At 66.9% G+C, this 25,862-nt stretch carries 23 protein-coding genes and 3 tRNA genes; 14 read left to right on the forward strand and 12 right to left on the reverse strand.

What is annotated here, in order from left to right:
• Positions 1 to 38: 38 nt before the first annotated feature.
• The gene (gene greB / locus KZ686_RS08260; RefSeq protein WP_187829164.1) at positions 39 to 605 is read right to left on the reverse strand and encodes a transcription elongation factor GreB; all 567 of its coding nucleotides are present in this window, start codon (positions 603 to 605) and stop codon (positions 39 to 41) included.
• Between the two features lie 122 nt (positions 606 to 727).
• Between greB and KZ686_RS08265 the strand changes: the two genes are divergently transcribed.
• From KZ686_RS08265 to KZ686_RS08275, 3 genes are all read left to right on the forward strand, one after another.
• A tRNA-Arg gene (locus KZ686_RS08265) sits at positions 728 to 804 on the forward strand.
• A 371-nt stretch (positions 805 to 1,175) separates the two neighbouring features.
• Positions 1,176 to 1,436, forward strand: coding sequence for a hypothetical protein (locus KZ686_RS08270; protein WP_149317961.1), 261 nt, complete (start codon positions 1,176 to 1,178; stop codon positions 1,434 to 1,436).
• 209 nt (positions 1,437 to 1,645) lie between these two features.
• A tRNA-Met gene (locus KZ686_RS08275) sits at positions 1,646 to 1,722 on the forward strand.
• Positions 1,723 to 1,956: 234 nt separating this feature from the next.
• Here KZ686_RS08275 and KZ686_RS08280 read toward each other — a convergent pair.
• Both KZ686_RS08280 and KZ686_RS08285 read right to left on the reverse strand, forming a co-directional pair.
• Positions 1,957 to 2,241: a hypothetical protein gene (locus tag KZ686_RS08280; protein WP_265632191.1), complete on the reverse strand. Its 285-nt coding sequence runs from the start codon at positions 2,239 to 2,241 to the stop codon at positions 1,957 to 1,959.
• Positions 2,242 to 2,373: 132 nt separating this feature from the next.
• On the reverse strand, positions 2,374 to 2,673 hold the full coding sequence (locus KZ686_RS08285; protein WP_149317963.1) for a hypothetical protein: 300 nt from the start codon (positions 2,671 to 2,673) through the stop codon (positions 2,374 to 2,376).
• Between the two features lie 285 nt (positions 2,674 to 2,958).
• Between KZ686_RS08285 and KZ686_RS08290 the strand changes: the two genes are divergently transcribed.
• Together KZ686_RS08290 and lpxO are read left to right on the forward strand one after the other, a co-directional pair.
• Complete coding sequence (locus KZ686_RS08290; RefSeq protein ID WP_149317964.1) at positions 2,959 to 3,270, forward strand: hypothetical protein; 312 nt, start codon at positions 2,959 to 2,961, stop codon at positions 3,268 to 3,270.
• Between the two features lie 118 nt (positions 3,271 to 3,388).
• On the forward strand, positions 3,389 to 4,291 hold the full coding sequence (lpxO, locus tag KZ686_RS08295) for a lipid A hydroxylase LpxO (RefSeq protein WP_149317965.1): 903 nt from the start codon (positions 3,389 to 3,391) through the stop codon (positions 4,289 to 4,291).
• Positions 4,292 to 4,441: 150 nt separating this feature from the next.
• On the opposite strand, the gene KZ686_RS08300 is transcribed toward lpxO, so the two are convergent.
• Positions 4,442 to 5,902: an aminotransferase-like domain-containing protein gene (locus tag KZ686_RS08300; protein ID WP_265632192.1), complete on the reverse strand. Its 1,461-nt coding sequence runs from the start codon at positions 5,900 to 5,902 to the stop codon at positions 4,442 to 4,444.
• Positions 5,903 to 6,209: 307 nt separating this feature from the next.
• Between KZ686_RS08300 and KZ686_RS08305 the strand changes: the two genes are divergently transcribed.
• The 4 genes from KZ686_RS08305 (at position 6,210) to KZ686_RS08320 (ending at position 9,906) form a co-directional block, all read left to right on the forward strand.
• Positions 6,210 to 6,554, forward strand: a complete 345-nt coding sequence (locus tag KZ686_RS08305; protein WP_187829165.1) for a hypothetical protein — start codon at positions 6,210 to 6,212, stop codon at positions 6,552 to 6,554.
• Between the two features lie 62 nt (positions 6,555 to 6,616).
• Positions 6,617 to 7,597, forward strand: coding sequence for a threo-3-hydroxy-L-aspartate ammonia-lyase (locus tag KZ686_RS08310; protein WP_149317968.1), 981 nt, complete (start codon positions 6,617 to 6,619; stop codon positions 7,595 to 7,597).
• 116 nt (positions 7,598 to 7,713) lie between these two features.
• Positions 7,714 to 9,342 carry an NAD(P)/FAD-dependent oxidoreductase gene (locus KZ686_RS08315; RefSeq protein WP_265632193.1) on the forward strand — a complete coding sequence of 543 codons (1,629 nt, stop codon included), beginning with the start codon at positions 7,714 to 7,716 and terminating at the stop codon, positions 9,340 to 9,342.
• Positions 9,343 to 9,345: 3 nt separating this feature from the next.
• Complete coding sequence (locus KZ686_RS08320) at positions 9,346 to 9,906, forward strand: DUF1415 domain-containing protein (protein WP_265632194.1); 561 nt, start codon at positions 9,346 to 9,348, stop codon at positions 9,904 to 9,906.
• Between the two features lie 115 nt (positions 9,907 to 10,021).
• Here KZ686_RS08320 and KZ686_RS08325 read toward each other — a convergent pair whose 3' ends face one another.
• Positions 10,022 to 10,849 carry a class I SAM-dependent methyltransferase gene (locus KZ686_RS08325; protein WP_149317971.1) on the reverse strand — a complete coding sequence of 276 codons (828 nt, stop codon included), beginning with the start codon at positions 10,847 to 10,849 and terminating at the stop codon, positions 10,022 to 10,024.
• A gap of 376 nt (positions 10,850 to 11,225) precedes the next feature.
• On the opposite strand from KZ686_RS08325, the gene KZ686_RS08330 reads away from it, so the two are divergent.
• A complete protein-coding gene (locus KZ686_RS08330; RefSeq protein ID WP_265632195.1) occupies positions 11,226 to 12,734 on the forward strand; it encodes a DUF342 domain-containing protein in 1,509 nt (502 codons plus the stop codon).
• Between the two features lie 56 nt (positions 12,735 to 12,790).
• Here KZ686_RS08330 and KZ686_RS08335 read toward each other — a convergent pair whose 3' ends face one another.
• The 3 genes from KZ686_RS08335 to KZ686_RS08345 all read right to left on the reverse strand — a co-directional run bounded on the left by KZ686_RS08335 (position 12,791) and on the right by KZ686_RS08345 (position 14,939).
• On the reverse strand, positions 12,791 to 13,801 hold the full coding sequence (locus KZ686_RS08335; protein WP_265632197.1) for a hypothetical protein: 1,011 nt from the start codon (positions 13,799 to 13,801) through the stop codon (positions 12,791 to 12,793).
• 164 nt (positions 13,802 to 13,965) lie between these two features.
• On the reverse strand, positions 13,966 to 14,394 hold the full coding sequence (locus KZ686_RS08340) for a hypothetical protein (protein WP_265632199.1): 429 nt from the start codon (positions 14,392 to 14,394) through the stop codon (positions 13,966 to 13,968).
• Between the two features lie 113 nt (positions 14,395 to 14,507).
• Entirely contained in the window at positions 14,508 to 14,939 is a 432-nt protein-coding gene (locus tag KZ686_RS08345) for a MarR family winged helix-turn-helix transcriptional regulator (RefSeq protein WP_265632200.1), read from the reverse strand.
• Between the two features lie 107 nt (positions 14,940 to 15,046).
• Here KZ686_RS08345 and KZ686_RS08350 point away from each other — a divergent pair, with 107 nt between their 5' ends.
• Together KZ686_RS08350 and KZ686_RS08355 are read left to right on the forward strand one after the other, a co-directional pair.
• Positions 15,047 to 16,657 (forward strand): FAD-dependent monooxygenase, encoded by a 1,611-nt coding sequence (locus tag KZ686_RS08350; RefSeq protein ID WP_265632201.1) that lies wholly within the window; start codon positions 15,047 to 15,049, stop codon positions 16,655 to 16,657.
• Positions 16,654 to 17,028 carry a hypothetical protein gene (locus tag KZ686_RS08355; protein ID WP_226108201.1) on the forward strand — a complete coding sequence of 125 codons (375 nt, stop codon included), beginning with the start codon at positions 16,654 to 16,656 and terminating at the stop codon, positions 17,026 to 17,028. The genes KZ686_RS08350 and KZ686_RS08355 overlap by 4 nt, the downstream gene beginning before the upstream one ends.
• Positions 17,029 to 17,141: 113 nt before the next feature.
• On the opposite strand, the gene KZ686_RS08360 is transcribed toward KZ686_RS08355, so the two are convergent.
• The 4 genes from KZ686_RS08360 to pepN all read right to left on the reverse strand — a co-directional run bounded on the left by KZ686_RS08360 (position 17,142) and on the right by pepN (position 22,069).
• A tRNA-Thr gene (locus KZ686_RS08360) sits at positions 17,142 to 17,217 on the reverse strand.
• Between the two features lie 104 nt (positions 17,218 to 17,321).
• On the reverse strand, positions 17,322 to 17,825 hold the full coding sequence (locus KZ686_RS08365) for a hypothetical protein (protein WP_265632202.1): 504 nt from the start codon (positions 17,823 to 17,825) through the stop codon (positions 17,322 to 17,324).
• 281 nt (positions 17,826 to 18,106) lie between these two features.
• Positions 18,107 to 19,123: a class 1 fructose-bisphosphatase gene (locus KZ686_RS08370; protein WP_149317977.1), complete on the reverse strand. Its 1,017-nt coding sequence runs from the start codon at positions 19,121 to 19,123 to the stop codon at positions 18,107 to 18,109.
• A gap of 240 nt (positions 19,124 to 19,363) precedes the next feature.
• Positions 19,364 to 22,069 carry an aminopeptidase N gene (gene pepN, locus KZ686_RS08375; protein WP_265632204.1) on the reverse strand — a complete coding sequence of 902 codons (2,706 nt, stop codon included), beginning with the start codon at positions 22,067 to 22,069 and terminating at the stop codon, positions 19,364 to 19,366.
• Between the two features lie 412 nt (positions 22,070 to 22,481).
• On the opposite strand from pepN, the gene KZ686_RS08380 reads away from it, so the two are divergent.
• Together KZ686_RS08380 and KZ686_RS08385 are read left to right on the forward strand one after the other, a co-directional pair.
• Entirely contained in the window at positions 22,482 to 23,102 is a 621-nt protein-coding gene (locus KZ686_RS08380; RefSeq protein WP_265633440.1) for a DUF4136 domain-containing protein, read from the forward strand.
• A 340-nt stretch (positions 23,103 to 23,442) separates the two neighbouring features.
• On the forward strand, positions 23,443 to 25,764 hold the full coding sequence (locus KZ686_RS08385) for an NADP-dependent malic enzyme (RefSeq protein ID WP_150084585.1): 2,322 nt from the start codon (positions 23,443 to 23,445) through the stop codon (positions 25,762 to 25,764).
• Positions 25,765 to 25,862 lie beyond the last annotated feature (98 nt).

Here is a 25,862-nt window from a genome sequence, read left to right on the forward strand (position 1 = left end):
CCGGCAGCCGCGAGGCGCCAGGCCTCAGGCCTCAGGCCTCAGGCCTCGCCGCGCTTCGGATAGCGGACTTCCAGAATATCGATCTGTTCGATGCCGTTGGGCGTGCGCAGCGGCACGGTATCGCCTTCGCGGGCCTTGATCAGCGCCTTGGCGATCGGCGAGATCCAGCTGACCCGGTGCGCGTCCAGATCGACCTCGTCCATGCCGACGATGGTGATGGTGTTTTCCTCGCCGGACTGGTTGGCGTAGGTCACCGTCGCGCCGAAGAAGATCTGGTCGTTGTCGCCCTGCAGCGAGGGGTCGACCACCTCGGCCTTGTCGAGCCGGCGGGTCAGGAAGCGGATGCGGCGATCGATCTCGCGCAGGCGCTTCTTGCCATAGAGATAGTCGCCGTTCTCGGAACGATCGCCGTTCGACGCGGCCCACGAGACGATCTGCACGATCTCGGGGCGCTCGACATCGATCAGGTGCATCAGCTCGTCGCGCAGCCGCTGGTAGCCCTGCGCCGTGATGTAGTTCTTGGTGCCGGCCGGCAGCGGCGTCGCGCCTTCCGGGAGGTCGTCGTCTTCGTCGTCCGACGGTTCTTTGACAAAAGCCTTGCTCATGGTACGGATCACTTCCAGGTGGGCAGACATTATAGGAACAGCGGCCGGCGAGGGTGACGCGGAAAAAGATGGTGCAGGGGCTTCCCAAAAACAAAAAACGCGATATAATCTCTTTCTCGCGTGCGGCTGTAGCTCAGTTGGATAGAGTACTTGGCTACGAACCAAGGGGTCGTGGGTTCGAATCCTGCCAGCCGCGCCACCTACATGCAGTACGAACGGCTTGGAGAGTTCTCTCTCCAAGCCGTTTTTGTTTTGGGGTGTCGGTGTCGGTGTCGGTGTCGGTGTCGGTGTCGGTGTCGGTGTCGGTGTCGGTGTCGGTGTCGGTGTCGGTGTCGGTGTCGGTGTCGGTGTCGGTGCTTGGATTCAGCGTAGATGCTTCGGTTCGGCATTGGCCCTTCATTTGGGCGTTGGCCCTTCGGCCGGGCGTCTCGGCACCTTCGCGCTCTGGCTTCTTGTCCCGGCGCTTCGGCTCCGCCATTCTCCGACAGCCACGTCAGTCTCCCTCGCATTGCGTGCACCGGATGGCCGGCCTAGCCTGAACCTGTGTACCCGAGCAATGCAGGAGGCGCGATGCATGACGACGACTGGCGTGTCGAGGACTATCGCGGCATGGACGTCTATGTGCTGGTGTCCGAGCGACAGGGCGGGGGGTCGCCTGGCTGGGCCTACGAGGTCCGCATCGGCCAGGAAGGAGGCGACCCGAGCGATGCCGGCGATGTCGAGATGATCTCCAGCGGCGACCAGGTCTTTGCGACCCGCCATGCCGCGGAGGTCGCGGCGTTCAGCGCGGGCTATGCGCGCGTGGATCGTATTCTTGGGCCGGAGTCCTGAAGCTGGCAGTCGCGGTCGCAGTCGCAGTCACGGTCACGGTCACGGTCACGGTCGCAGTGTGATCGTGGCCGTGGTCGTGGTAGTCGCGGCGCGGGCGATGCCGCCGATCATGTCACGTTGTGATGGATTGGCGCCTGGCGCCCGAGATTGACGCCGACAATAATGCTTGCAATGGCGGCGCGATTGCTGCATAATGTTGTTCTTCCAGACGCGGGGTGGAGCAGTCTGGCAGCTCGTCGGGCTCATAACCCGAAGGTCGCAGGTTCAAATCCTGCCCCCGCAACCAAATTCCCGAGATGTCGCCGTGATTCACGGCAAAACGCACGATCCCCGGTCCTTGAACCAGGTACCGTGCGGACATCTCAGCGGCACGCAGTATCTCTCACGCAGTACCCCCAGTACTCCCGCAATCATCCCCTCTCCGCAGTACCGCCTTCCGCGCCCGTCTTCCGATATCCCGGCAAACTCGGATATCACCGTTTCCGATCCGCTGGCGCCTTGCCGTGCCCGTGTTCCGCGCCTACCCCGCGGAACCGCCCGCCAGCGCCTGCTCGAAGGTCTCGCGTATCGCCGGCTGATCTTCGCGCTCAGCGGCTTCGGCGCGCTCGCGCAGCCGAGCGACCAGCACCTGCAGGTTGTTGCCGACCGGCGCGGTCTTGCTGGCGTCGCATTCGCTGACCGCCTCGGTCATCAACTGCTGCAGTTCCTCACCGACATCGGCGCCGTCGAACGCGCTGACCGACAGCGCCGAGATGCGCTCGAGGTAAAGGTTGACCAGCGCTTCGTCGTGTACCGGTTCGGGCATGTCCATCTCGGCCTCCGTGCTGTGGGTTGGCGGTGTGATGTCCATTCTAGTGGCGCCCCCCGGCAGGCTGCTGTCGGGACGTCGCCTACAGCGCGCCTGTCCGAGGGACGGTCCGGAGGTCATTGCGCGTCGTCAACCCTCGGGGCGGTCGCGCGCCGGAAAACCCGGCAGCGCGATGCGCGGGCGCGCGGCCTTCAGCGCGCGGGTGGGCCACAGCACGTAATTGGTATGCGGGTCGAGCGGCTTGCCGAAGTACGACACCCACACCTGCACGCCGTGCTCGGTCTCGGCGATGATCGCGGCCACCGCGCGCGCGGCGACCGACGGCGACTTCAGCAGTTCGGCCAGCGCCTCGACGCCCTGGACGACGTGGTGCTTGACTCCCTGGAACCATGCGTACTGCCGCATGGCGGACAACAAACGCTTTGTCATTGTCTGTGCGTCTCCGTTGGAAATGAGAATGAGAACCACGTGTCTGACTGTGGCGCTCGCGCTTCGTTCAGCCCGAATGTCGGGCGCTTTTCTATCGCCGGCCAGGATCGATTCGTGGCGCCAGGCGATGCCCGATGCGAACGGCGCCGTTCTCCCTGCGGCCCGCCGCGGAATTGACAGCCCGGCGCCGTTTGCCGTAGCTTCGGTCGCATGGGCGGCGCGCCCACGGCCGTCGCCGCCGGGTCCCCGAAGGGGCGACTCTCATCATCCCGCAAGGAGCTGCCGATGACCGAGGACATGCTGATGCAACTGATGGTGGAGGTCGAGAAGGAAGATCCGATCGACTATGCCAATCTGCCGTTCGACGACGGCGCGCTGCGCTCCCTGGTCTGCCGCCTGGTGGCCGAGCGCTCGCAGGCGATGGAAGCGGCCGGCATGCCGGTCGACGCGGTGCTGGCCACGATGTGGGCGTCGACCGCCAAGCTGGTCCTCGAGAACATGGTGCTGAACGCGCGCCTGCTGACCCTGCAGGGCGCGCCCGACGATGCCCGCGCGCTGATCGAGCGCATCGCCCGGCAGTCCCGCGGCAACCGCTGATTTCGCCTCTCCTGCGCCGGGCCTGCCGTTTAGGTAAACTACGGTCCTTCATACCTCATCGTGTGCCTTCGCCCGCACGGCGGCAGGCTCGCACGAGGCAGTTCAGGGAGAGTTCGAGGTGGTCAAGTGGATCATTGTCGCGGCCTATCTCGGCGCGATTCTGTATGTGCATTTCCGCGGCAAGGTGCGCCTGCGTATCTGGCGGCAGCTGCTGGATCATTCGGCGCTGGTGGCGCCGGTCAATTGCTTCATGTACGCCTTCTCGGGCGTCCCGCGCACCCCGTACATCCCGGTGGAGCGCTTCCCGGAGCTGGAGAAGCTGCGCGCCGCCTGGCCCGAGATCCGCGACGAGGGGCTGGCGCTGGCCGCGATGCGCAAGATCAAGGCCGCCGAGAAGAACGACGACGCCGGCTTCAATTCCTTCTTCAAATACGGATGGAAGCGCTTCTACCTGAAGTGGTACGAGGCGCATCACCCGTCGGCCGAGCAACTGTGCCCGCGCACGGTCGCGCTGCTGCGTGAGTTGCCGTTCGTCAAGGCCGCGATGTTCGCCGAGCTGCCGCCGGGCGGCAAGCTCAATCCCCACCGCGATCCCTTTGCCGGTTCGCTGCGCTACCACCTTGGGCTGGCGACGCCGAACGACGATCGCTGCTTCATCGAGGTCGACGGCGAGCGGCACAGCTGGCGCGATGGGCAGGGCGTGGTGTTCGACGAGACCTATCTGCACTGGGCCGAGAACCGCAGCGACCAGAACCGGCTGATCCTGTTCTGCGACATCGAGCGGCCGATGCGCTATGGCTGGGCCGGCAAGGTCAACCGCTGGCTGGGCCGCAAGGTCATGAGCGCGGCCAGTTCGCCGAACGACGAGAACGACCAGACCGGCATGATCAACAAGCTGTTCCGCATCGTCTGGCTGGGCGGGCAGTATCGCCGTCGCCTGAAGGCGTGGAACCGCCAGGTCTATTACGTGGTCAAGTTCGGCCTGATCGCCGCCGGTGTTGCGCTGATCGTGTTCCTGTAAGCCGGCAGGCTTGCAGGCCTTAAAGCCTGGAACAGCCCTGCAACAGGTCTGCAAGCAATCGCTGCAAGGACTGCACGGACTGCACGGACTGCACGGACTGCACGGACTGCACGGACGCGGTGCCCCCGGCACCGCGTTCCACCCCTCCCGCTAGCGCGGCTCCGGTCGCGCCACCCCCTGCGCCACCACCCGGGCCACCACGCCGGCCAGCTTCCGATACGCCTGTTCCAGTGCAGTCGAGCGGGGCGCGCCGATATTGATCCGCAGGCAATGGTCGAAGCGGCTCGAGTTGGAAAAGACCACGCCGGGCATCACCCGCACGCCGGCCTCGAGCGCCTGCTCGAACACCGCCTCCGACGACAGCCGGTCCGGCAATTCCACCCATAGATGCATGCCGCCCTGCGGCGCCGACAGCCGCGTGCCGGCCGGAAACAGGGCCGCGATCGTCTCGGCGGCCCAATGCCGCTGATGGCGCAGCCGCGCGCGCAGGCGCCGCAGGTGCCGGTCGACATCGCCCGATGCCATCAGTTCGGCCACGGCGATCTGCGACAGCAGCTCATTCGGCCGCGACTGGCTGAACTTCAGCATCTCGACCCGAGCCTGCCATTTGCCGGCGGCAATCCAGCCCAGCCGCATGCCGGGCGCCAGATTCTTGTGCAGCGACGCGCAGTAGATCACGTTGCCGCCGCGGTCCCACGCCTTGGCGGCGGCCAGCGGCGCATCGTCGTCGGCCAGCGTGGAGAAGCAGTCGTCCTCGATCAGCGCGATGCCGCGCGCCTCGCACCATTGCACCAGCCGGGCCTTGTTCGCGTCCGGCATGATGCTGCCCTGCGGATTCTGCAGGTTCGGCACCACCACCACCGCCCGAATGTTGTCGTAGGTCTGCGCCGCCAGCTCCAGCGCTTCCAGCGACAGGCCGGTCTGCGGACTGCACGGGACTTCGAGCGCGCGCATGCCCAGACTTTCGAGGATCTGCAGCAGCCCGTAATAGGTCGGCGATTCGACCGCAATGACATCGCCCGGGCCGGCGACCGCGCGCAAGGCCAGGTTCAGCGCCTCGGTGCAGCCGTGCGTGATGGCGATCTGCTCGGGGGCCAGCGTCATGCGGGCCTGAAGTGCCTGGCGCGCCAGCGCGGCGCGCAGTGCCGGATGCCCGTCGGGCTCGACCGCGCTGCCCAGCAGATTGGGATGGCGGCGCAGCGCACGGCCGGCTGCCTGGCGCAACGCTTCGACCGGATAGAGCTCGGGGGGCGCGCAGGCGCCGGCCAGATTGACCGCGTCGGGATACCGACGGCCGCGCGCGATGATGGCCGAGATACGGGCGTGGATGCCGACGTACTGCGCGGGATCGGGCAGCGAGGCCGAGGGTTCGGCGATCGGCGTGCCCTGCGGCGCCGGCGGCCGCACGAAGTAGCCGGAGCGCGGACGCGCTTCGAGCAGCCCTTGCGCCTCCATCTCCCGGCACGCCTGCAGCGCGGTCGACAGGCTGACGCCGTGGCGCTCCATCAGGGCCCGTATCGAGGGCATCCGCTCGCCTGGCAGCAGCGTGCCCGCGGCGATGGCTTGCCGATAGTGGCCGGCGAGTTGGCGGTACAGCGGGGCGGAGTCCATGCGGCATGGTGGCGCATCCGGCCGATGCGCAACAGATACAGAAAAGTTTCGGCCGTATCGTAACAGAGCGAAGGATGGGGCTCTGTTCTGCTGTCCGTTCCGGTGCGGTGTGCCTGCCGCGCCGCGACGGCGGCCGGTACGCTGCGTTCATTCGATTGCTGCGCTGACTTGCGCCACTGACCGCGCCACTGATCGCGCCACTGATCGCGGTACTGATCGCGGCACTGATCGCGGTACTCCCGATACCGGCCGGTCTTTCCCGCTGTGTCGGTGACACGCAGACGCAGCCGAACCTGCCGAGGCCATCATGTCCATCCTCTCCCTGCTGCCCCATCCCATCTACCTGCACCGCGCGCTGACGCTGCGCGCCGGGCAATCGTTCGCCTTCCATGCCAAAGCCGGCACCGAGCTGCATGTCACGGATGGCGACGTGGAACTGATCGAGCCGCCGCTGCTGCTGGCCGAGACGCTGCACTGGCCGCGGCGGCCGCTGCCGCCGGGCAGCGTGGTCGCGCTGTCCCGCTCCGGCTGGTTCACCCTGCGAGCGCGGCGCGATACCGCGGTGCGGCTGCGCCAGCGTACCCGGGTATTCTCGCGGACCCGTATCGCGCGCATACTTTCCGGCTGGCGCCGCCGGCGCCTCGCGCATTGAAGCCGAGCCGACACCTTTCCCTTCGAAGTTCGTACGTCTTTCCCTGCAAGGAGTGCTGTCCCATGACGCAATTGGCCATCTCGTTCACCGATGTCGTGGAGGCGCATCGCCGCATCAGTGGCGTCGCGCACCATACGCCGGTGCTGACTTCGGCCACCGCCGACGCGCAGACCGGCGCGCGGCTGTTCTTCAAGTGCGAGAACCTGCAGCGCATGGGCGCCTTCAAGTTTCGCGGCGGCTACAACGCGATCGCGCAGCTGTCCCCCGAGCAGCGCGCCGCCGGTGTCGCGGCGTTTTCTTCGGGCAACCACGCGCAGGCGATCGCGCTGTCGGCGCGGCTGTTCGGCACCCGCGCGGTGATCGTGATGCCCAAGGACGCGCCCGCAGCCAAGATCGCCGCGACGCGCGGCTATGGCGGCGAAGTCGTGCTGTACGACCGCTATACCGAGGACCGCCAGGAAATCAGCCAACGGCTGGCCCGCGAGCAGGGGCTGACGCTGATCCCGCCGTTCGACCATCCGCACGTGATGGCCGGGCAGGGCACCGCCGCCAAGGAGCTGTTCGAGCAGGCCGGCCCGCTCGACGTGCTGCTGGTGCCGCTGGGCGGCGGCGGGCTGCTGTCGGGCAGCGCAGTGGCCGCGCGGGCCATGCATCCCGGCTGCAAGATCATCGGCGTCGAGCCGGAAGCGGGCAACGACGGCCAACAGAGCCTGCGCGCCGGACGCATCGTCGAGATCCGCACGCCGGACACCATCGCGGACGGCGCGCAGACCCAGCATCTGGGCCACTACACCTTCCCGGTGCTGCAGCAGCTGGTCGACGACATCGTCACGGTCAGCGATGCCCAGCTGGTGGAGGCGATGCGCTTCTTTGCCGGCCGCATGAAGCTGGTGGTCGAGCCCACCGGCTGCCTCGGCGCCGCCGCGGCCTTCGCGGGCAAGGCGCCGATCGCCGGCAAGCGGGTCGGCATCATCCTGTCCGGCGGCAATGTCGACATGGCGCGCTACGCCGCGCTGCTGGGGCAGGTGCCGGCGCAGGACTGACGATCTTCCGGGGCGGGGCGTGGCGGCCGCCGCAAGGGGCCGCCGCGGCCGAAAGGCTTTAGAATTGCGGTCCGGCCATCGGACCCGCCGTTCGGCCGCCGAATACATTGCCCCCCATGCTACGCCTCAGTGAACTCAAGCTCCCCCTCGACCATTCAGAAAGTGACCTGGAGGCCGCCGTCCGTGCGCGGCTGATCGAGATCGGGGTCAAGGGCGACGGCATGGTGTCCTTCACCGTGTTCCGCCGCGCGCACGACGCGCGCAAGCGTTCCGATATCAAGCTGACCTACATCGTCGATATCGAGGTAAAGGACGAGGAGGCGGCGCGCAAGCGCATGGCCGGCAAGCCGAACTGGAGCGTGACGCCGGACATGACGTACCGCTTCGTCGCGCAGGCGCCGCAGCATGCGACGACGCCGCGTCCGGTGGTGATCGGCATGGGCCCGTGCGGTCTGCTGGCCGGGCTGATCCTCGCGCAGATGGGCTTCCGCCCGATCATCCTGGAGCGCGGCAAGGAAGTGCGCGAGCGCACCCGCGACACCTTCGGGCTGTGGCGCAAGAGCGTGCTCAATCCCGAGTCCAACGTGCAGTTCGGCGAGGGCGGCGCCGGCACCTTCTCGGACGGCAAGCTCTACAGCCAGATCAAGGACCCGAAGCACTACGGCCGCAAGGTGCTGCACGAGTTCGTCAAGGCCGGCGCGCCGGAGGACATCCTGTTCAAGGCGCGGCCGCACATCGGCACGTTCCGGCTGGTCAAGATGGTGGAGAACATCCGCGCCGAGATCTTCGCGCTCGGCGGCGAGATCCGCTTCGGCACGCGCGTCGACGACATCGACATCGATGGCGGCCGCGTGCGCGGACTGCAGCTGTCCAATGGCGACTATCTGCCGTGCGAGCAGGTCGTGCTGGCGGTGGGTCACAGCGCGCGCGACACCTTCGAGATGCTGTACCGCCGCGGCGTGTTCATGGAGGCCAAGCCGTTCTCGCTGGGTTTCCGCATCGAACATCCGCAGGGCATGATCAACCGCAGCCGCTTCGGCAAATTCGCCGGCAACAAGCTGCTGGGCGCGGCCGACTACAAGATCGTCCACCACTGCAGCAACGGCCGTTCGGTATACAGCTTCTGCATGTGCCCGGGCGGCACCGTGGTGGCGGCCGCTTCCGAGCCGGGGCGTGTGGTGACCAACGGCATGAGCCAGTACAAGCGCGCCGAGCGCAATGCCAATGCCGGCATCGTCGTCGGCATCACGCCCGACGACTATCCGGGCGGACCGCTGGCCGGGATCGACTTCCAGCGCCATTGGGAGGAACGCGCCTTCGAACTGGGCGGGCGCAACTACTGCGCGCCGGGCCAGCTGGTCGGCGACTTCCTGGCGCGGCGGCCGTCGACCGCGCTCGGCACGGTCGAGCCGTCGTACAAGCCGGGCGTGACGCCGACCGATCTGAGCACCGCGCTGCCCGACTACGTGATCGAGGCGATTCGCGAGGCGCTGCCGGCGTTCGAGCGCCAGGTGCCCGGCTTCGCGATGGACGACGCCGTGCTGACCGGCGTCGAAACGCGGACCTCGTCGCCGCTGCGGATCCGCCGCAAGGACGACTACCAGAGTGTCAATGTCGCAGGCCTTTATCCGGCCGGCGAAGGCGCGGGCTACGCGGGCGGCATCTATTCCGCGGCGATCGACGGCATCGAGGTCGCCGAGGCGGTCGCGCTCGATATCGTCAGCCGGGTCGGCAAGGCGGCCTGAGCCATGTCGCCGTCGGAGCAGCAGGCGATCCTCGACGCCACGCGCCACTGGCTGACGCGCGCGGTGATCGGGCTCAATCTGTGCCCGTTCGCCAAGAGCGTCCACGTCAAGGAACAGATCCGCTACGTGGTCTGCGAGGCGGCCGATGCCGAGGCGCTGCTGGACACGCTGGAGGCCGAGCTGAAGGGGCTGGCGCAGGCCGATCCCGCGCGCATCGATACCACGCTGCTGATCGTCCCCCGGATGCTGGCGGACTTCGCCGACTACAACGATTTCCTCTATCTGGCCGAGCGCCTGCTCGACAGCCTCGGGCTGGCCGGCGTGCTGCAGATCGCCAGCTTCCACCCGCAATACCAGTTCGCCGGCACCGACGCCGACGATATCGAGAACTACACCAACCGCGCGCCGTATCCGATCCTGCATCTGCTGCGCGAAGACAGCATCGCGCGCGCGGTCGAGGCCTTTCCCGACGCGGCGGACATCTACGAGCGCAACGAGGAAACCATGCGCCGGCTCGGCCACGAAGGCTGGCGGCGCTGGATGGCGGGCGACGAGCCGCGGTAGGTGCGACGCGGTGGGTGCGGCGCGGCAGGTGTGACGCAATGTGTGACGCAACAACTGCGACACAGTGGGCGCGATGCCCAGATCCCAGATGCGAGTGAGCGCGCCCCGGTGAATCTCAGGCGGGCGTAAAGAACCGCTCGCGCATTTCCTCCAGCCCAAGCGTTTCGAGGACGTGGGCCAGCCGCTCGGCGGGCCGCCGGCGCGGCAGGTCCTTGTACTGGGCGACGATCAGCTCGTTCTTCATCGAGTGTTCCCACCCGACCAGCTCGGTCACCGTGACCTGATAGCCGTGCGCTTCCAGCTGCAGGCAGCGCAGCACGTTGGTGACCTGGCTGCCGAATTCGCGCGTATGCAGCGGATGGCGCCAGATCTCGGTCAGCGGATTGCCCAGCGTCTTTGACTTGTTCCTGCGCAGCACGGCGGCGACCTCGGCCTGGCAGCAGGGCACCACCACGATGTATTTGGCGCGCTTGGTCAGCGCGAAGCGGATCGCGTCGTCGGTCGCGGTATTGCAGGCATGCAGCGCCGTGACCATGTCGACCGTGGCGGGTAGCCGCTCCGAGGTGATCGACTCCGCCACCGACAGGTTCAGGAACGACATGCCCGGAAAACCGAGCCGCTCGGCGAGCGCGGTGGACGAGCGCACCAGCTCCTCGCGCGTTTCGATGCCGTAGATATGCGAGCGGTCCTGCTGCGTCTTGAAAAACAGATCGTAGAGGATGAAGCCGAGATACGACTTGCCGGCGCCATGGTCGACCAGCGTCAGGTCGGCATGGTCGCGCTTGAGGTCCTGCAGCAGCGGCTCGATGAACTGATAGAGGTGGTAGACCTGCTTCAGCTTGCGGCGGCTGTCCTGGTTCATCTTGCCGTCGCGCGTCAGGATATGGAGTTCCTTGAGCAGCTCGATCGACTGGCCGGGACGGATTTCGTGGGTGTTCGACATGGGATACGGCGGGGTTGGCCCGGGTCCCGAAGCGCCGCGTCTGGGGAGCGGCGAGGGCCCGGGCGGGCAGGGCGACAGTTTACCGGAAGGCGTCCCGAAAAAATTTTCCTAAAGTTTTGCCGAAATCCGCCGTAGGTGACGGACAGGCGGCATGCCGACTCGGGTGCCGCCCCGACAACAACGATAAATCAAAGGCAGACGGCTGGAGGACGCGATGGGCGACGTAGCAGCTTCGGTTGTACGGGTGTGGGTGGAGAACACGGACAAGTCCGTGCGGGCGCGGTACGAGCCGCCGGCGGAGGCCGATAGGGCCGATAGGGCCGATAGGGTCGATAGGGCCGATGGGGCCGGGGGGCCGCCCGATCGCGCTGCCTTGATGGCGGCCCTCGAGGCCCAGGGCTGGGCGCAAGCGAAGCTCGATGAGCAGGCTATCGCGGCCTTCCTGCTGACCTGCCATCGCGATGGCGCGCCGGCCGAGGCGGTGATCGGCGAGCTGGTCGACGGCTATTTCGAGATCGACATCGATGCCGATTCGCTGACGGTGCGGCTGACGCTATGGCCGCCGGAGGGCGGCCGCGCGGTGCAGCCCAACGACGTCCGTATCGTGCTGGCGGGGCGCGGCATCAAGCTGTCCGTCGACGAGCCGGCGCTGGCCGAGGCCTTCGCCGCGGGGCGTTGCGACGATCTGCCGATCGTGCACGGCACGGCGCCGACGCGCGGCACGCCGGCGCGCTTCATCAACCTGCTCGAGCCGCGCCGCGGCGGCGCCGAGGACGACCGCGCCCGCATCGATTTGCGCGACCTCGGCAACCTGTTGCTGGTGCAGCCCGGCACGCATCTGATGCGGCGTATCCCGGCGGTGCCGGGCACCGCGGGGCAGGACGTGTTCGGCCGCGTGTTGCCGGCTCCCGAGGTTGCCGACACGCCGTTCGCCGAACGCCTGAACGGCGTGGCCCAGGACGCAAACGACCCCAATCTGCTGGTGGCGACGGTGGCGGGCTTGCCGTCGGTGCGCGCGCGCGGCGTCAGCGTCAACCCGGTCGTCGCGGTGGACGCGGTCGACATGCACTCCGGCAACATTGCGTTCGAAGGCACGCTGCGCGTCAGCGGCGATATCAAGACCGGCATGTCGGTCCGCGTGGCCGGCGACGTGATCGTCGGCGGCACCATCGAGGCCGCCCATGTCGAGGCAGGCGGCAATGTGGTCGTCAGCGGCGGCATCATCGGCAAGTCCGAGGGACCCCACGATCCGGCCAGCGCCGTCGCGCGGATCCAGTGCAAGGGATCGGTGCATGCCCGCTTCATCGAAAACGCCGTGGTCGAAGCCGGCACCACGGTCACCGTCGACAGCGGCATTCGCCAGAGCGATGTCGCCGCGGGCGAGACCATCACTGCGGGCGATCCAGCCGTCGGCAGCGGCAATATCACCGGCGGCCGCTGCCGCGCCTGGCATGCGGTGCGCACCGGCACGCTCGGCGCGCCGGCCGGCACCGCCACCGCCATCCACGTCGGCCTGAACCCCTATGCCGACGCCGAAAAGGCCGCGCTCGAGGCGGACAAGCGCCGGCAGGAACAGGAGCAGGCCAAGATCCAGCAACTGATGGCCTTCTTCGCCAAGAACCCCGAGCGCGCCACGCCGGAACTGCGCGAGAAGGCGCGGGCCACCCTGTTCAAGTACACGCGCGACATGCTCGACACCGACGCCCATCTGGCCAGGCTGACCGAGCAACTGCACCCGCGCCCGGACGCCGCCGTGGTGGTCGGCAAGAAGGTGCACGGCGGGGTCAGCGTCACCATCGGCCAGAAGGCCATGCGCGTGATGGAGGACATGCCGAAGGTGGAACTTCGGCTGGTCGGCGAGGGGATCGGGGTGGTGCGGGAATAAAAAAAACGGCGCCGCGGCGCCGTTTTTCATCGAGTGGATGGCTTTCCGCGCTTGCCTTATTGCAGCGACGTTGCCGTCTGCACGTAGTGTCGGATATGGCCGGCCGGCTCGATGCCGGCATAGCTGTAGTTGAACTCGCACTTGACCGCGCGGCCAAGTTCGGTAGCCCACCAGCAGCGGTAGTCCATCCGATAGGCAGCATTGCCGGTGATGCCGTTGGACAGGGTGCCGTCGTTCGAATTGGTGAAGGCCACGTCATACTTGATGCGCAGCGTATCGAACGTGTCGCTGCCGACGGCGACTTGCTCGAAGGCTTCCACATTGGCTTGCAAGGCGGCGGTTTCGTGATACGCGCCACACTGATACTGCCAGCCCGAGGTCCAGGTCTTGCCGACGAACATCGGGTATTGGAAATGTTCGCGCTTCGGCGTGAACGTGCAGGTCTGGGTTGGATTGCTTGCCCGAATGCGGGCCGTACGGTTGCGGTCGGCGTCGTTGAGGAAGGTGTCGGTCAGCGTGCCGTCGATGCGATAGCGGTTCATCGTGAATCCACCCTGTGCATCGACCGCGTCCGTCGTATCCCGATAGGTGACGTCGATCGGGGATCCGTCGACAGTCGTTCCCTGCTCGCGCCAGAAGGTGGTTTCACCGACCTTGGCCGCCACCCGCGCATAGCGGTGCGGCGGCACCTCGATACGGATCGTCGCAAGCCTGGTCGCATCTGCAGCGGACTTCGCCACCAGCGTCACCGTGCCGCCTTCCGGGCTGATCAGCACGGCATCCCACACGGCGCTGTTCTGGCTCTTGGGCTGGATCGTGGTCTTTTCCATGCTGGCCGTCCACGTCACGCCGTTGCTGGCGCTCAGACGCACTTCCTGGCCCGACTCGATATTGAGCGTCGTGGTGCCACCATCCTTCAGCGCAAAACCACTGACCGGCGTGCCGTCCAGGCTGGCCGACAGCTGGAAGCCCGTGTCGTTGCCGCCATCATCCCCACCGCCGCCGCCGCATCCGCTCAGCACCATTGCCGCGAATACCGCTGCGGTAAATCCCGTCCAATTTCTCATCTCTTTTCCTTGTTATTCACCGTTGTTTTTATCGGCCGAAGCCGCGCGGGATATTAACAAGGCGTTCCCCAAAAGTGGGGGCCGCAAAGTGGGGTTGACCGGCGAAAGGTAGATGGGATAGGGGCGCCGCGCTTCCAACAAAACAGGTGCCCGGGGCACGGCTCCTAGGCCATCGGCCGCCAACGCCGATTCCGATTGATGGACGCGCAATGACCATCATCCAACGCCGCAAGAGCGCGCCGCAACCATCGCGCTTCGTCCAGCGTTACCGGATAGCGCTGTTCCACGTCGTCGATCGAGCCGAGGTCGAAATAATTTCGCAGCGTTTCGCCGTGGATCGTGACGCCCCAGCTGTCCATTTGCCGCAGGTCGGCGACGCGGAGCGTGACGAAGGCATCGGGATCGTTCGAGCCGGCGCTGCCTATCGCCTGATCCAATCGCATCGCCATCGCGCGCACTGCGGTGCAATGCGGCGGGCCGTTGTCGTCCGCGCCGTGTTTGGGCATTGCCGCGACGTTCTGCGAGGGCGGGGCTTCGGGCATGGATGCAAAGGCAAATACCTGTGGCCGACGGTGAGGGGTGATCGGATTCATGACGAGCTTGAGCGGATGGAGGAGGTTCGAGCTTATCCGGCGCCAGCGCGGTTGGCGTTGAGCGGATTCCGAAAGGCGGGGCAATCAGGAGGGCCCTTTGAATCGGCGTCCCGTCAGCGACCGCACAACTTCCTGCAGATGCGGGTCAACTCGTCCAACTCGCGGGGCGAAAGGCTCGACATTTCCGCTGGAGGACGGTGGTAGGCCGCCATCAACACGGTCTTGGTCTCGAGGCCCTTCTTCGTCGCGCGGACGAGTTTTACGCGACGGTCGTCAGGCGAAGGAATGCGCTCGGCCAGTTCCGCACGCTCCAACCGGTCGACCAGCCAGGTGGCGGTCGATGGATCGCATCCCCATTCGCGGGCAAGCACGCCGATGGGTCTTCCGTCTTCATCCAGTGAAAACAACGCGCGGGAATCGTTCGGCGTGAGCCCGTGCTCCTGCTGAGTCCGCAAGCGCTGCGGCGCGGAGCGCATCAGGAACTCAAACATCGAGCGCCACGCCTCGGCTGCGCGTTTGCCGCTGCTGTCGGGGGATTTCGTCATGCTGCCCTGTCGTTTGGCGGAGGTTGACATATTTTGATTGGTCAAATATTTTTGTCAATGAAAGTTTTGCGCGGAGGCCTTCGCGCGCGTCAACCAGGAGAGGTTCCATGGGCACGCAAACTTCGGTTCTTGTCGTCGGCGGCGGGCTCTCCGGCCTGACGGCCGCCGCGCTTCTTGCCCGTCAGGGCGTGCGCTGCATGGTCATTGAGCGTCATCCGGATACGTCGATTCAATACAAGTTTGCCGGGATATCGCCGCGCAGCATGGAGATTTTTCGGGGCCTTGGCCTGGAGACGGAAATACGCGCCAGCCGCACCGGCGACCAGCAGGGCGGCGGCATTGCGCGAGCCAGGAACCTCGCGGATCCCGATGTCCATTGGAGCGGCCCGGCCTGGCCTGACGCCAGTCCATACAGCCCCACGCAGCCCGCGACTTGTGACCAGCATGTCCTCGAACCGATCCTGCGGCATTGCGCCGAGCAGTTTGGTGCCGACATACGGTTCAACACCGAGTTCGTCTCGTTTGAGCAGGACGAGCGTCGGGTTCACGCCCGCATTCGTCATCGGGCAAGCGGAGCGGAAGAGACCGTGGGCGCCGACTACCTGATCGGTGCGGACGGCGCAAACGGAACGCTGCGGGACCAGCTCGGTATCGGCCGCACTGGTCCCGGTGTGCTGCAGCATTGGATGAACGTCATCTTCGATACCGACCTGCCGCCGGTACTCAATGGGAAGCGCTTCACCTCCTGCTTCGTCAGCGATCTCAACGGCACCATGACGCCTCGCGAAGGCGGACGTTGGCTGCTGGCACTGCAATATTTTCCGGAAGAGGGCCAACGGCCGGAATCGTTCGATGCGCATTGCTGCCGCCAACTGGTCGAGCGTGCCGCCGGGCGATCCGGCGTCAAGGCGGATCTCGTCGACGCGCGGTCATGGGAAGTGGCCGCTTGCATTGCCGACCGTTTTCGTGAAGGCCGCGGCTTCCTGATAGGCGATGCCGCGCACCTTATGCCGCCGACTGGCGCTTTCGGTGGCAACTCGGGCATCCACGACGCCCATAACCTTGCATGGAAGCTCGCCATGGTCGTCCGTGGCGAGGCGGACGAGAGGCTGCTCGGTACCTATGATCAGGAGCGTCGTCCGGTAATCGCCGCCACGTTGGCGCAGGCGCTCTCCCGTCTGCAGAAATGGTTCCAGGATCCTGCGGGCCGCCTGCCCGCTCCGGTTCCCCTGGTCGACGACTACGATGTTGTGTTCGGCCAGCGCTACGATGCCGGGGCCGTGTCGCTCGAGGGCCCGCCGCCCGATCGGCCGTTCGAGCCCGTGGCGGGACTGTCGGGCCAACCCGGCACGCGCGCGCCCCATCTCGTGATCGAATGCGATGGGAACCGGATTTCGACGCACGACCTGTTTGGCCGGAATCTTGTCCTGTTATGCAGTCGACCAGCGTGGCGAGCGGTTACGGAGGCGGTCACGGAGGAATTTGGCATTCCGATCGATCTGCATCTGCTTTCCTCATCCGGCGGCGGGCTCATTCCCGAGGACCGATGGCCGGCGGCCTACGGCCTCGACAGCAGCGGTGCTGTGCTCGTTCGTCCCGATGGCTTTGTGCTGTGGCGATCCCCGTGCGGCGAAGCCAATGACAGGGGCGTGCTGAACGACGCTCTCGCCCGAATGGGGCTTCACCGCGCAGACCGTCGAGGCGGCGGCCGCCGATGAACCGCCGCACGACAATGCTTCTTTTCCTTGCCGGCGAGTGCGTGCTCTTCGCGCTGGCTTCTGTGGTCCATGCCGGTGTGCTGTTCGCCGGTTATGCGCATTCGCGTGCCGCGACCGCGGAAGGCGTGATTGGAGCTGTGCTGGTTCTGGGCCTCGCGGCTTGCTTGATCCTCCCTTCGCGGGCACGTTGGATTGCATTCGGTGCGCAAGGCTTCGCGTTGCTGGGCACACTCGTTGGCGCCTTTGCGATTGCACTCGGTTTCGGCCCGCAAACGTGGGAGGACAAGGCGTTCCATGCGGCGCTGGTCATCACGCTCTTGGTGGGCATCATCGTTATCCGGACAGCCACGACGAGCGCTCGCGAACCATGACAGGTTTCGTCAACAGACCCGCGATCGCCGGATCGGGTTGAGCATGGTGGCCGCCGGGCCCCCAGAAACGACAAAGCCCAACCGCGCGGGTTGGGCTTTGTGCTTGGATCCATTGGTGCCGAAGAGAGGAATCGAACCCCCGACCTTCTCATTACGAATGAGCTGCTCTACCGACTGAGCTACTTCGGCAACACTACCGGTTTGGAACCGGATAGAGCCCGCAATAATAGCAGCGGATCAGGCGGCTGTGAAGCCCCTCGGCGCACTTTTTTCACCACCCGTGTCGGCGCCGGTCAGCCGAAGGTGCGGTCGGCGGGAGAGGCCGTATTGGCGGGATCGGCGCGATTGGCGCGATTGGCGGGATTGGCGCGATCGGCGCGATTGGCGGCATCGGCGCGATGGGCGGGCATGGGCTCGTCGGGCCGTGTCAGGGTGGCGAGCATGGCGTCGATCGCGGCGACGAATTCGCGCAGGCGGACCAGCGTGACCGGAAAGACGGGGTCCGACGCGTCGATGGTCCACGGATAGAAGTACAACTCGCGCTCCTGGGCGCTGATCGGCACGCCCCAGTTGGCCAGCTGGCGCAGGTCGCAGACATGCAGGTCGATGCCGTCGCTCAGGCCGTAATGCAGCGCGACGTCCAGCGTCTCGTGCAGCCGGATGGCGAGGGCCTGCACGGCTGCGCGTTCGAACGGGGCCTCGCCGCAGGGCGGGTTTGCCGGCGTGATGGCGGTGGCCGGCGGGTTGATCGGTGGGGTGATGGCGTAGCGGGCGCCGGCATCCGAGAGGGGGACCATCGCGGTTTCCTTGCTGCTTGTTGGGGGAGAAGTGTGGTGCAGAAAACAGCAGGGTAGGGACGCGGCGAGGCGGGGGAAATGAGCGGATTCTGATTTGCGCTGCCCAAAGAAAAAGGAGCCACCGCATTGCGGTTGGCTCCCATTCAGCGAGGCAAGGCGAGGACGGGCACGTCGGAGCCGGTCCGGATCAGACTGGCCTCTCCCGAAGCCCGGTCACCGTGCAGGCACAAAGGCCGGTCCCCAGGCAGGCGCAACGGCCGGCCGCGGTGCAGCCAGGCGTATCAGCCGCCTGCCTGCGCTTCCCGGTGATAGCCGGTCACGCGCTCGACCTCGTTCTTCGAGCCCAGGATCACCGACACGCGCTGGTGCAGTTTTTCCGGCTGGACCTCGAGGATGCGCTGATGGCCGTTGGTGGCCGCGCCGCCGGCCTGTTCGACCAGCATCGCCATCGGGTTGGCCTCGTACATCAGGCGCAGCTTGCCCGGCTTCTCCGGCTCGCGCTTGTCCCACGGATACATGAAGATGCCGCCGCGCGTCAGGATGCGGTGCACGTCGGCGACCATCGAGGCGATCCAGCGCATGTTGAAGTTCTTGCCGCGCGGGCCTTCCTCGCCGGCCAGGCATTCGTCGATGTAGCGGCGCACGGGCGGGGCCCAATGCCGCATGTTGGACATGTTGATCGCGAATTCCTTGGTGTCCTCGGGGATCTTCACGTCCGACTGCGTCAGCACGAAGCTGCCCGCCTCGCGGTCCAGCGTGAACATATGGACGCCGTTGCCGACGGTCAGCACCAGCGTGGTCTGCGGGCCGTACACCGCGTAGCCGGCCGCGACCTGATGCGTGCCCGGCTGCAGGAAGTCGCTCTCGGTGACGGTCTGGCCCGGCTTGGGCATATGCAGCACCGAGAAGATGGTGCCGATCGACACGTTGACGTCGATGTTCGACGAGCCGTCGAGCGGATCGAACAGCAGCAGGTATTCGCCCTTCGGATAGCGGTTCGGGATCTCGTAGAACGAGTCCATTTCCTCCGACGCCATCGCGGCCAGGTGGCCGCCCCATTCGTTGGCGTCGAGCAGCACTTCGTTGGCGATCACGTCCAGCTTCTGCTGGGTTTCGCCCTGCACGTTGCCGGTGCCGGCCGAGCCGAGCACGCCGGCGAGCGCGCCCTTGCTGACGGCGTTGGAGATGGCCTTGCACGCGCGTGCGACCACCTCGATCAGCAGCCGCAATTCGGGCTGGATGGTGTTGTGCTTGCGTTGTTCCTCGACCAGATAGCGGGTCAGGCTGATGCGAGTCATGGGTTTCCTCCTTGAATGGCCGCCATTCTACAGGCCGGGGCGGGCGGCCCACCGATGCCGGTGGGCCGGGACCGCGATGGCCGGTTCGCTATCGCACCCAACTGGCACCCGCCCGAGACCTCCGGCGGGCACCCTGGCAGGCCGCCAACCACGCCCCCAACGGGGAGCCTAACCGCGCCCCCAAACCGGGCACCCGGCTGCGCCCCCAAACCGCACCGTCATCGGCCACGGCGGACCGCATCAAGCCGACAGCGCCTTGCCGACAATCTCGCGCACGTCGCGCGACAGCCTGTCGGCCGCGGCGACCCGCTCCAGCGCGGCGCGCATCCTGTCGCGCAGCGGCAGCGTGTACTTCTGCCAGCGGTCGAGCGCGCGCGCCAGGCGCGCCGCCACCTGCGGGTTGATGGCGTCCAGCGCCAGCACCTGTTCGGCCCAGAACTCGTAGCCGGAACCGTCCTCGGCATGGAACTGCGCCGGGTTGCCCGAGCAGAAGCTGAAGATCAGCGCCCGCGCCCGGTTGGGGTTGCGCAGCGTGAAGGCGGGATGCTGCATCAGCGCCCGCACCGTGTCGATGGTGCGCTTGCCCGCATGCGGGCCGACTTCGCCGCGTTGCATGCCCTGCAGCGAGAACCATTTGTCGACCACCAGCGGATCGTGCTCGAAGCGCTGGTAGAAGTCGGCCAGCGCGGCCTCGCGGCCCGGCGCGAAGCTGTTGACCAGCGCGGTCAGCGCGGCGAAGCGGTCGGTCATGTTGTCGGCCTGCTGATACTGCTCGCCGGCCAGCGCATACATCGCGTCGTCGCCGACCTCGACCAGATAGCCGAGCGCGAGATTGCGCAGCGCGCGCTTGCCAGCCGACTCCGCGTCGGGACGATACGGACCGGTGGTCGCGCTGGTCTCGTAGGCCCCGAGCCAGTCGCTCTGCAGCGTGCGGGCGAGGCCGGCGCGCATGAACTGCCGCGCGCGATGGATCGCCGCCGGGTCGGCCACGCCCATGCGCTCGGCCAGATAGGCCTCGGCCGGCAGCATCAGCGCCTGCTCGCGGAACGCGGGGCTCAGCGAGGTGTCGGTCAGTACCGAGCGGAACGCGCCGATCAGCGCGTGGTCCAGCTCGAGCTCACGCCCGGCCTGCACGTCGGCGACCAGCTTCAGCAGCGCGCGCGTGGCCAGCCGCTGGCCGGCTTCCCAACGGTTGAACGGATCGCTGTCGTGCGCGAGCAGGAAGGTCAGCTCGTCATCGCTGTAGTCGACATCGACGATCACCGGCGCCGAGAAGTTGCGCAGCAGCGAGGGCAGCGGCGCGCGCGGTCCCTTGGGCAGGTTGACGAAGCGGAAGGTCTGCCGCGCCTCGGTGAAGTTCAGCACGCGCGTGGTGTCGCCCGCGGCGGCCTCGCCGTCGAGCTGCAGCGGCAGGTCCTTGCCGTCGGCGCCGATCAGCCCGAGCGCGAAGGGGATATGGAAGGGCAGCTTCTCCGGCGTGCCGGGCTGGGTCTCGATGCCGACCTTCGGGCATTGCTGCGTCAGCGTCAGCGTGAGCCGGCCCTGGTCGGCGTCCCAGTCGGTGTGCACGCCGACCACGGGCGTGCCCGCCTGGCTGTACCAGCGGCCGAACTGGGTCAGATCGCGGCCGTTGGCGTCCGCCATCGCCGCGAGGAAGTCGTCGCAGGTCACCGCCTGGCCGTCGTGCCGCTGGAAATACAGGTCCATGCCCTTGCGGAAGCCCTCGCGGCCCAGCAGGGTCTGGTACATGCGCACGACCTCGGCGCCTTTCTCGTACACCGTCACGGTGTAGAAGTTGTTGATCTCCTCGTAGCTGTCGGGCCGCACCGGATGCGCCATCGGGCCGGCGTCTTCGGGGAACTGCACCTGCCGCAGCACGCGCACGTCCTCGATGCGCTTGACCGCGCGGGCCGAGCCGTCGTCCGCGCCCTGCTGCGCCATCATGTCGGCGGAGAATTCCTGGTCGCGGAACACCGTCAGCCCTTCCTTCAGCGACAGCTGGAACCAGTCGCGGCAGGTCACGCGGTTGCCGGTCCAGTTGTGGAAGTACTCGTGGCCGACCACCGATTCGATATTGAAGAAGTCGGTGTCGGTCGCGGTCGCCGCATTGGCCAGCACGTACTTGGTGTTGAAGATGTTCAGGCCCTTGTTCTCCATCGCGCCCATGTTGAAGTCGCCGACGGCGACGATCATGAAGCGGTCCAGATCGAGCTCCAGCCCGAAGCGCTGCTCGTCCCAGCGGATCGCATGGATCAGCGAATCCATCGCGTGCTGCGTCTTGTCGAGGTCCTGCGGTTCGACCCAGACCTGCAGCAGCTTCTCCTTGCCCGAGCCGGTGGTGATGCGCTGCTCGATGCATTGCAGCTTGCCGGCGACGATCGCGAACAGATAGGAGGGCTTGGGGAAGGGGTCTTCCCACACGGCCTCGTGGCGGCCGCCGTCCAGCTCTTGTTCGCCGATCAGATTGCCGTTGGACAGCAGCACTGGATAGGCGGCCTTGTCCGCGCGCAGCGTGACGCGATAGGTCGCCATCACGTCGGGACGATCGAGGAAATAGGTGATGCGGCGAAAGCCCTCGGCCTCGCACTGCGTGAAGAAGTTGCCATTGGAGACATACAGGCCCGACAGGGTGGTGTTGGCCTCCGGCTGGCAGGCGCTGACGATCTGCAGCGTGCCTTGCTCGGGCAGCCCGTTCAGCGTCAGGCCGCCGTCGTCCTGGCGATAGTCGGCGAGCGGCTGGCCGTCGACGCTGACGCCGAGCAGTTCGAGCGCCTCGCCCGCCAGCACCAGCGGCGCGCCGGCCTGGCGGCGGGCAAAGCGCAGCGTGCTGGTCACCACGGTGCGCTGCGGATCCAGTTCGAACACCAGGTCGACGTGTTCGATCGCGAAGGCGGGCGGGGTATAGTCCTTGCGGTGGACGGTGACGGGGGTATCGGTGCGGAGCATGGATGGTCCTGTCCTGGAAGGCGGTGAGTCGGGCGCGCCGGGCGCCGGGTAATCCATTGTAGCCAAGCACGGCATGGCCGCATGGCGCCAAGGGAATTCCGGCGCACGCGGCCGGTCTGATGCAACGAGAGGGCGGCCCGCCGACCGCCCCCGCGCAATCCGTCGACGTGCGCTCGGGTGGCGCCCTGTCGGCAGGGCCACCCTGTCGGCAGCACCACCTATCGGCGGGACCATGAACAGAAGGAAGAACATCATGTGGCAATGGCGAAAGGCCTGTGCACGGGCGGGCCAATGGCTGGGCACCGTGGGCGGCCGCGGTGAGGGCGCTGCGCGGGCCGGCAACGCCGGCTCGCCGGCAGGCTGGTCCGGACGATCGTGGGCGCGATGGTGGACCCGATGGACCGGTGCCGCGATGCTCGGCGCCTTGCTGCTGTCCGGCTGCGCCAGCACCGTGACCACCGACGTGACGGCGTTCCGCCAGCCCGGCTGGCAGAACGATCCGCCGCGAACCTACGCCTTCGAGGCCGAGAAGGGCCAGGGCCAGCAGGAGCAGCAGGCGCAGCTGGACCGCGCCACCTATCAGAACTGGATCGCCGACGCGCTGGCCGGCCACGGCTTCACGCAGGTGGCCCGCTCGCAGGCGCGCTATCTGGTCAGCTTCGATTTCGATGCCGATCCGCGCCTGGTGCGCGTGCACGAGACCTACTATCCCGATCCCTGGTACCCGTGGGGTCCTTACTGGGGCCCGTACGGCTACCACCGCCCGTGGGGGCCTTGGGGCTGGGGTCCGGGCTACTGGCCGCCGCAGACGGTGATCCGCGACGTGCCGGCCACGCTGGCGAGCCTGCGCGTCTTCATCCGCGAAGCCGCGGGCAACAAGCGGGTCTACCAGGTCACCGCGCAGAACTTGAGCGAAGGCAGCACGATGCCGGGGCTGATGCCGTATCTGGTGCGCAGCGCCTTCGCGGAATTTCCGATGGAAAGCGGCCGGCCGCGGCGCGTGACGCTGGAGGTCGACAAGAACGCGAGATAGCGCGAAACGGCGCGGTTCCGGTGCGCCGGCATGGACGCCGGCATGCCTTCGCCAAGGGAGGCATGCCGGCGTCTTGTTTTACTGGTGGATCGCGCAGGGCGCATTCGCCTCCGGTTCGCACCGATCCGCCTGCTCCGCTCCATTCGCCATTGACGCTATTCCGGTAAAAGCTCTTTAACCGCAAATTCCCCGCATTTGCGGCCCTGCAGGGCGCCATCGGCGCGACTCGCGCACTGCGGCTGGGCTAGAATAGCTGCTCGATTTTTTCGGCCCTGGCTGTTCGACCGGCATCTGCCGGCATCGCACGGCGCCATGTTGGGCCTCTTTCCGGACGAGCGACATGAGCAGCAAGACCAGCGGTGACGCACCGCAACACGCCCCCAACAGTCCTGAAGCGCAACTGCGCCTCGCCGCGCTGGAATATCACCGCAGCCCGACCAAGGGCAAGATCCAGGTGACCGCGACCAAGGCGCTGTCGAACCAGCGCGATCTGTCGCTGGCCTATTCGCCGGGCGTGGCCTATGCCTGCGAGGAAATCGCCAGGGACCCCGCCACCGCGGCGGAGTACACCTCGCGCGGCAACCTGGTGGCGGTGGTCACCAACGGCACCGCGGTGCTGGGCCTGGGCGACATCGGCCCGCTGGCCGGCAAGCCGGTGATGGAAGGCAAGGGCTGCCTGTTCAAGAAGTTCGCCGGCATCGACGTGTTCGACATCGAACTCGATGCGCGCGACCCGGACCAGATCGTCGAGATCGTCGCCGCGCTCGAGCCCACGCTCGGCGGCGTCAACCTCGAGGACATCAAGGCGCCCGAGTGCTTCTACATCGAGAAGAAGCTGCGCGAGCGGATGAACATCCCCGTCTTCCACGACGACCAGCACGGCACCGCGATCATCTCGGCGGCGGCGCTGCTCAATGGCCTGAAGGTGGTCGGCAAGGACATCGGCAGCGTCAAGATGGCGGTGTCGGGCGCGGGCGCCGCGGCGATCGCGTGCCTGGACACGATGGTGAGCCTGGGCGTCAAGCGCGAGAACATCTACGTGGTCGATTCGAAGGGCGTGATCTTCGTCGGCCGCGACGCCAACATGGAGGCCAACAAGGCCCGCTACGCGCAGGACACCTCGGCCCGCACGCTGGCCGACATCGTCGAAGGCGCCGACGTGTTCCTCGGCTGCTCGACCGCCGGCGTGCTGACCGCCGAAATGGTCAAGACGATGGCCGACAAGCCGATCATCCTGGCGCTGGCCAATCCCGAGCCCGAGATTCGTCCGGAAGTGGCCAAGGCCGCGCGCCCCGACTGCATCATCGCCACCGGCCGTTCGGACTATCCCAACCAGGTCAATAACGTCCTCTGCTTCCCGTACATCTTCCGCGGCGCGCTCGATTGCGGCGCGACCAAGATCACCGAGGAAATGAAGCTGGCCTGCGTCAAGGCGATCGCCGAGCTGGCCGAGGCCGAGACCAACGACGCGGTGGCCGCCGCCTACGCCGGCAAGGAACTGAAGTTCGGCCCCGACTACATCATCCCGACGCCGTTCGACCAGCGCCTGATCGAGAAGATCGCGCCGGCGGTCGCGCGCGCCGCGCAGGAGTCGGGCGTGGCCACGCGTCCGATCCAGGACCTCGAGGCCTATCGCCAGCAGCTGACGCAATACGTCTACCACACCGGCCTGATCATGAAGCCGGTGTTCTCCGCCGCCAAGGCCGCGCCCAAGCGCGTCGCCTATGCCGAGGGCGAGGAAGAGCGCGTGCTGCGCGCGGTGCAGACCGTGGTCGACGAAGGCCTGGCGCGTCCGATCCTGATCGGCCGTCCGCACGTGATCCAGATGCGCATCGACAAGGCCGGCCTGCGCCTGAAGCCGGGCGTCGATTTCGAACTGGTCAATCCCGAGGACGATCCGCGCTATCGCGCCTATCACGAGGCCTACCACGCGCTGCGCGGACGCGATGGCGTGACGCCGGACATGGCCAAGGTCGCGCTGCGCCGCTCGAACACGCTGATCGGCACGATGCTGATGCACATGGGCGATGCCGATGCGCTGCTGTGCGGCACCGTGGGCCGCTTCGAGGCGCATCTGGAGCATGTGCGCGACGTGATCGGCCTGAAGCCCGGCGCCAAGGTGCTGGCGGCGATGAACGCGCTGATGCTGGAGAAGTACACGCTGTTCATCACCGACACGTTCGTCAACGAGGACCCGACCGCCGACGAACTGGCCGCGATCACGCAGCTGGCCGCCGAGGAAATCCGCCGCTTCGGCCTGACGCCGAAGGTCGCGCTGCTGTCGCACTCGATGTTCGGCTCGTCGAACCGCGCCTCGGCGCGCAAGATGCGCGCGGCGCAGGAGATCCTGAGCCAGATCGCGCCCGAGCTGGAAGTCGAGGGCGAGATGCAGGGCGATGCGGCGCTGGTCGAGGACGTGCGCCGTCATTTCCTGCCCGGCACCAAGCTGGCCGGCTCCGCCAATCTGCTGGTGATGCCGACGCTGGACGCGGCCAATATCGCGTTCAATCTGCTGAAGATCACCGGCGGCCAGGGCGTGACGGTGGGCCCGATCCTGCTGGGCGCGGCCAAGCCGGTGCACATCCTGAATCCGCAGGCAACCACTCGCCGCATCGTCAATATGACGGCGGTGGCGGTGGCCGAGTCAGGCGCGCTGCGCTGATCCGACGCACGGTCGGCCGGTGGCCGATCCAAACAAAAAGCCGGGCTGCGTGCCCGGCTTTTTTCATTGCGACATTCGGTCGCGTGTTGCAATCGTCG

It is taken from the genome of Cupriavidus cauae, assembly GCF_026210475.1.
Lineage (GTDB): Bacteria > Pseudomonadota > Gammaproteobacteria > Burkholderiales > Burkholderiaceae > Cupriavidus > Cupriavidus cauae.

Coding starts and splice junctions, on each gene's coding strand:
- KZ686_RS08320 (WP_265632194.1), top strand. CDS start 9,346: ATGTCGCCGTCGGAGCAGCAGGCGATCCTCGACGCCACGCGCCACTGG.
- KZ686_RS08365 (WP_265632202.1), bottom strand. CDS start 17,825: ATGGTCCCCCTCTCGGATGCCGGCGCCCGCTACGCCATCACCCCACCG.
- KZ686_RS08300 (WP_265632192.1), bottom strand. CDS start 5,902: ATGGACTCCGCCCCGCTGTACCGCCAACTCGCCGGCCACTATCGGCAA.
- KZ686_RS08345 (WP_265632200.1), bottom strand. CDS start 14,939: ATGACGAAATCCCCCGACAGCAGCGGCAAACGCGCAGCCGAGGCGTGG.
- KZ686_RS08310 (WP_149317968.1), top strand. CDS start 6,617: ATGACGCAATTGGCCATCTCGTTCACCGATGTCGTGGAGGCGCATCGC.
- KZ686_RS08315 (WP_265632193.1), top strand. CDS start 7,714: ATGCTACGCCTCAGTGAACTCAAGCTCCCCCTCGACCATTCAGAAAGT.
- KZ686_RS08355 (WP_226108201.1), top strand. CDS start 16,654: ATGAACCGCCGCACGACAATGCTTCTTTTCCTTGCCGGCGAGTGCGTG.
- KZ686_RS08270 (WP_149317961.1), top strand. CDS start 1,176: ATGCATGACGACGACTGGCGTGTCGAGGACTATCGCGGCATGGACGTC.
- KZ686_RS08350 (WP_265632201.1), top strand. CDS start 15,047: ATGGGCACGCAAACTTCGGTTCTTGTCGTCGGCGGCGGGCTCTCCGGC.
- KZ686_RS08380 (WP_265633440.1), top strand. CDS start 22,482: ATGCTCGGCGCCTTGCTGCTGTCCGGCTGCGCCAGCACCGTGACCACC.
- KZ686_RS08305 (WP_187829165.1), top strand. CDS start 6,210: ATGTCCATCCTCTCCCTGCTGCCCCATCCCATCTACCTGCACCGCGCG.
- KZ686_RS08385 (WP_150084585.1), top strand. CDS start 23,443: ATGAGCAGCAAGACCAGCGGTGACGCACCGCAACACGCCCCCAACAGT.
- pepN (WP_265632204.1), bottom strand. CDS start 22,069: ATGCTCCGCACCGATACCCCCGTCACCGTCCACCGCAAGGACTATACC.
- KZ686_RS08330 (WP_265632195.1), top strand. CDS start 11,226: ATGGCGGCCCTCGAGGCCCAGGGCTGGGCGCAAGCGAAGCTCGATGAG.
- KZ686_RS08325 (WP_149317971.1), bottom strand. CDS start 10,849: ATGTCGAACACCCACGAAATCCGTCCCGGCCAGTCGATCGAGCTGCTC.
- KZ686_RS08335 (WP_265632197.1), bottom strand. CDS start 13,801: ATGAGAAATTGGACGGGATTTACCGCAGCGGTATTCGCGGCAATGGTG.
- KZ686_RS08290 (WP_149317964.1), top strand. CDS start 2,959: ATGACCGAGGACATGCTGATGCAACTGATGGTGGAGGTCGAGAAGGAA.
- KZ686_RS08340 (WP_265632199.1), bottom strand. CDS start 14,394: ATGAATCCGATCACCCCTCACCGTCGGCCACAGGTATTTGCCTTTGCA.
- KZ686_RS08285 (WP_149317963.1), bottom strand. CDS start 2,673: ATGACAAAGCGTTTGTTGTCCGCCATGCGGCAGTACGCATGGTTCCAG.
- KZ686_RS08370 (WP_149317977.1), bottom strand. CDS start 19,123: ATGACTCGCATCAGCCTGACCCGCTATCTGGTCGAGGAACAACGCAAG.
- greB (WP_187829164.1), bottom strand. CDS start 605: ATGAGCAAGGCTTTTGTCAAAGAACCGTCGGACGACGAAGACGACGAC.
- KZ686_RS08280 (WP_265632191.1), bottom strand. CDS start 2,241: ATGCCCGAACCGGTACACGACGAAGCGCTGGTCAACCTTTACCTCGAG.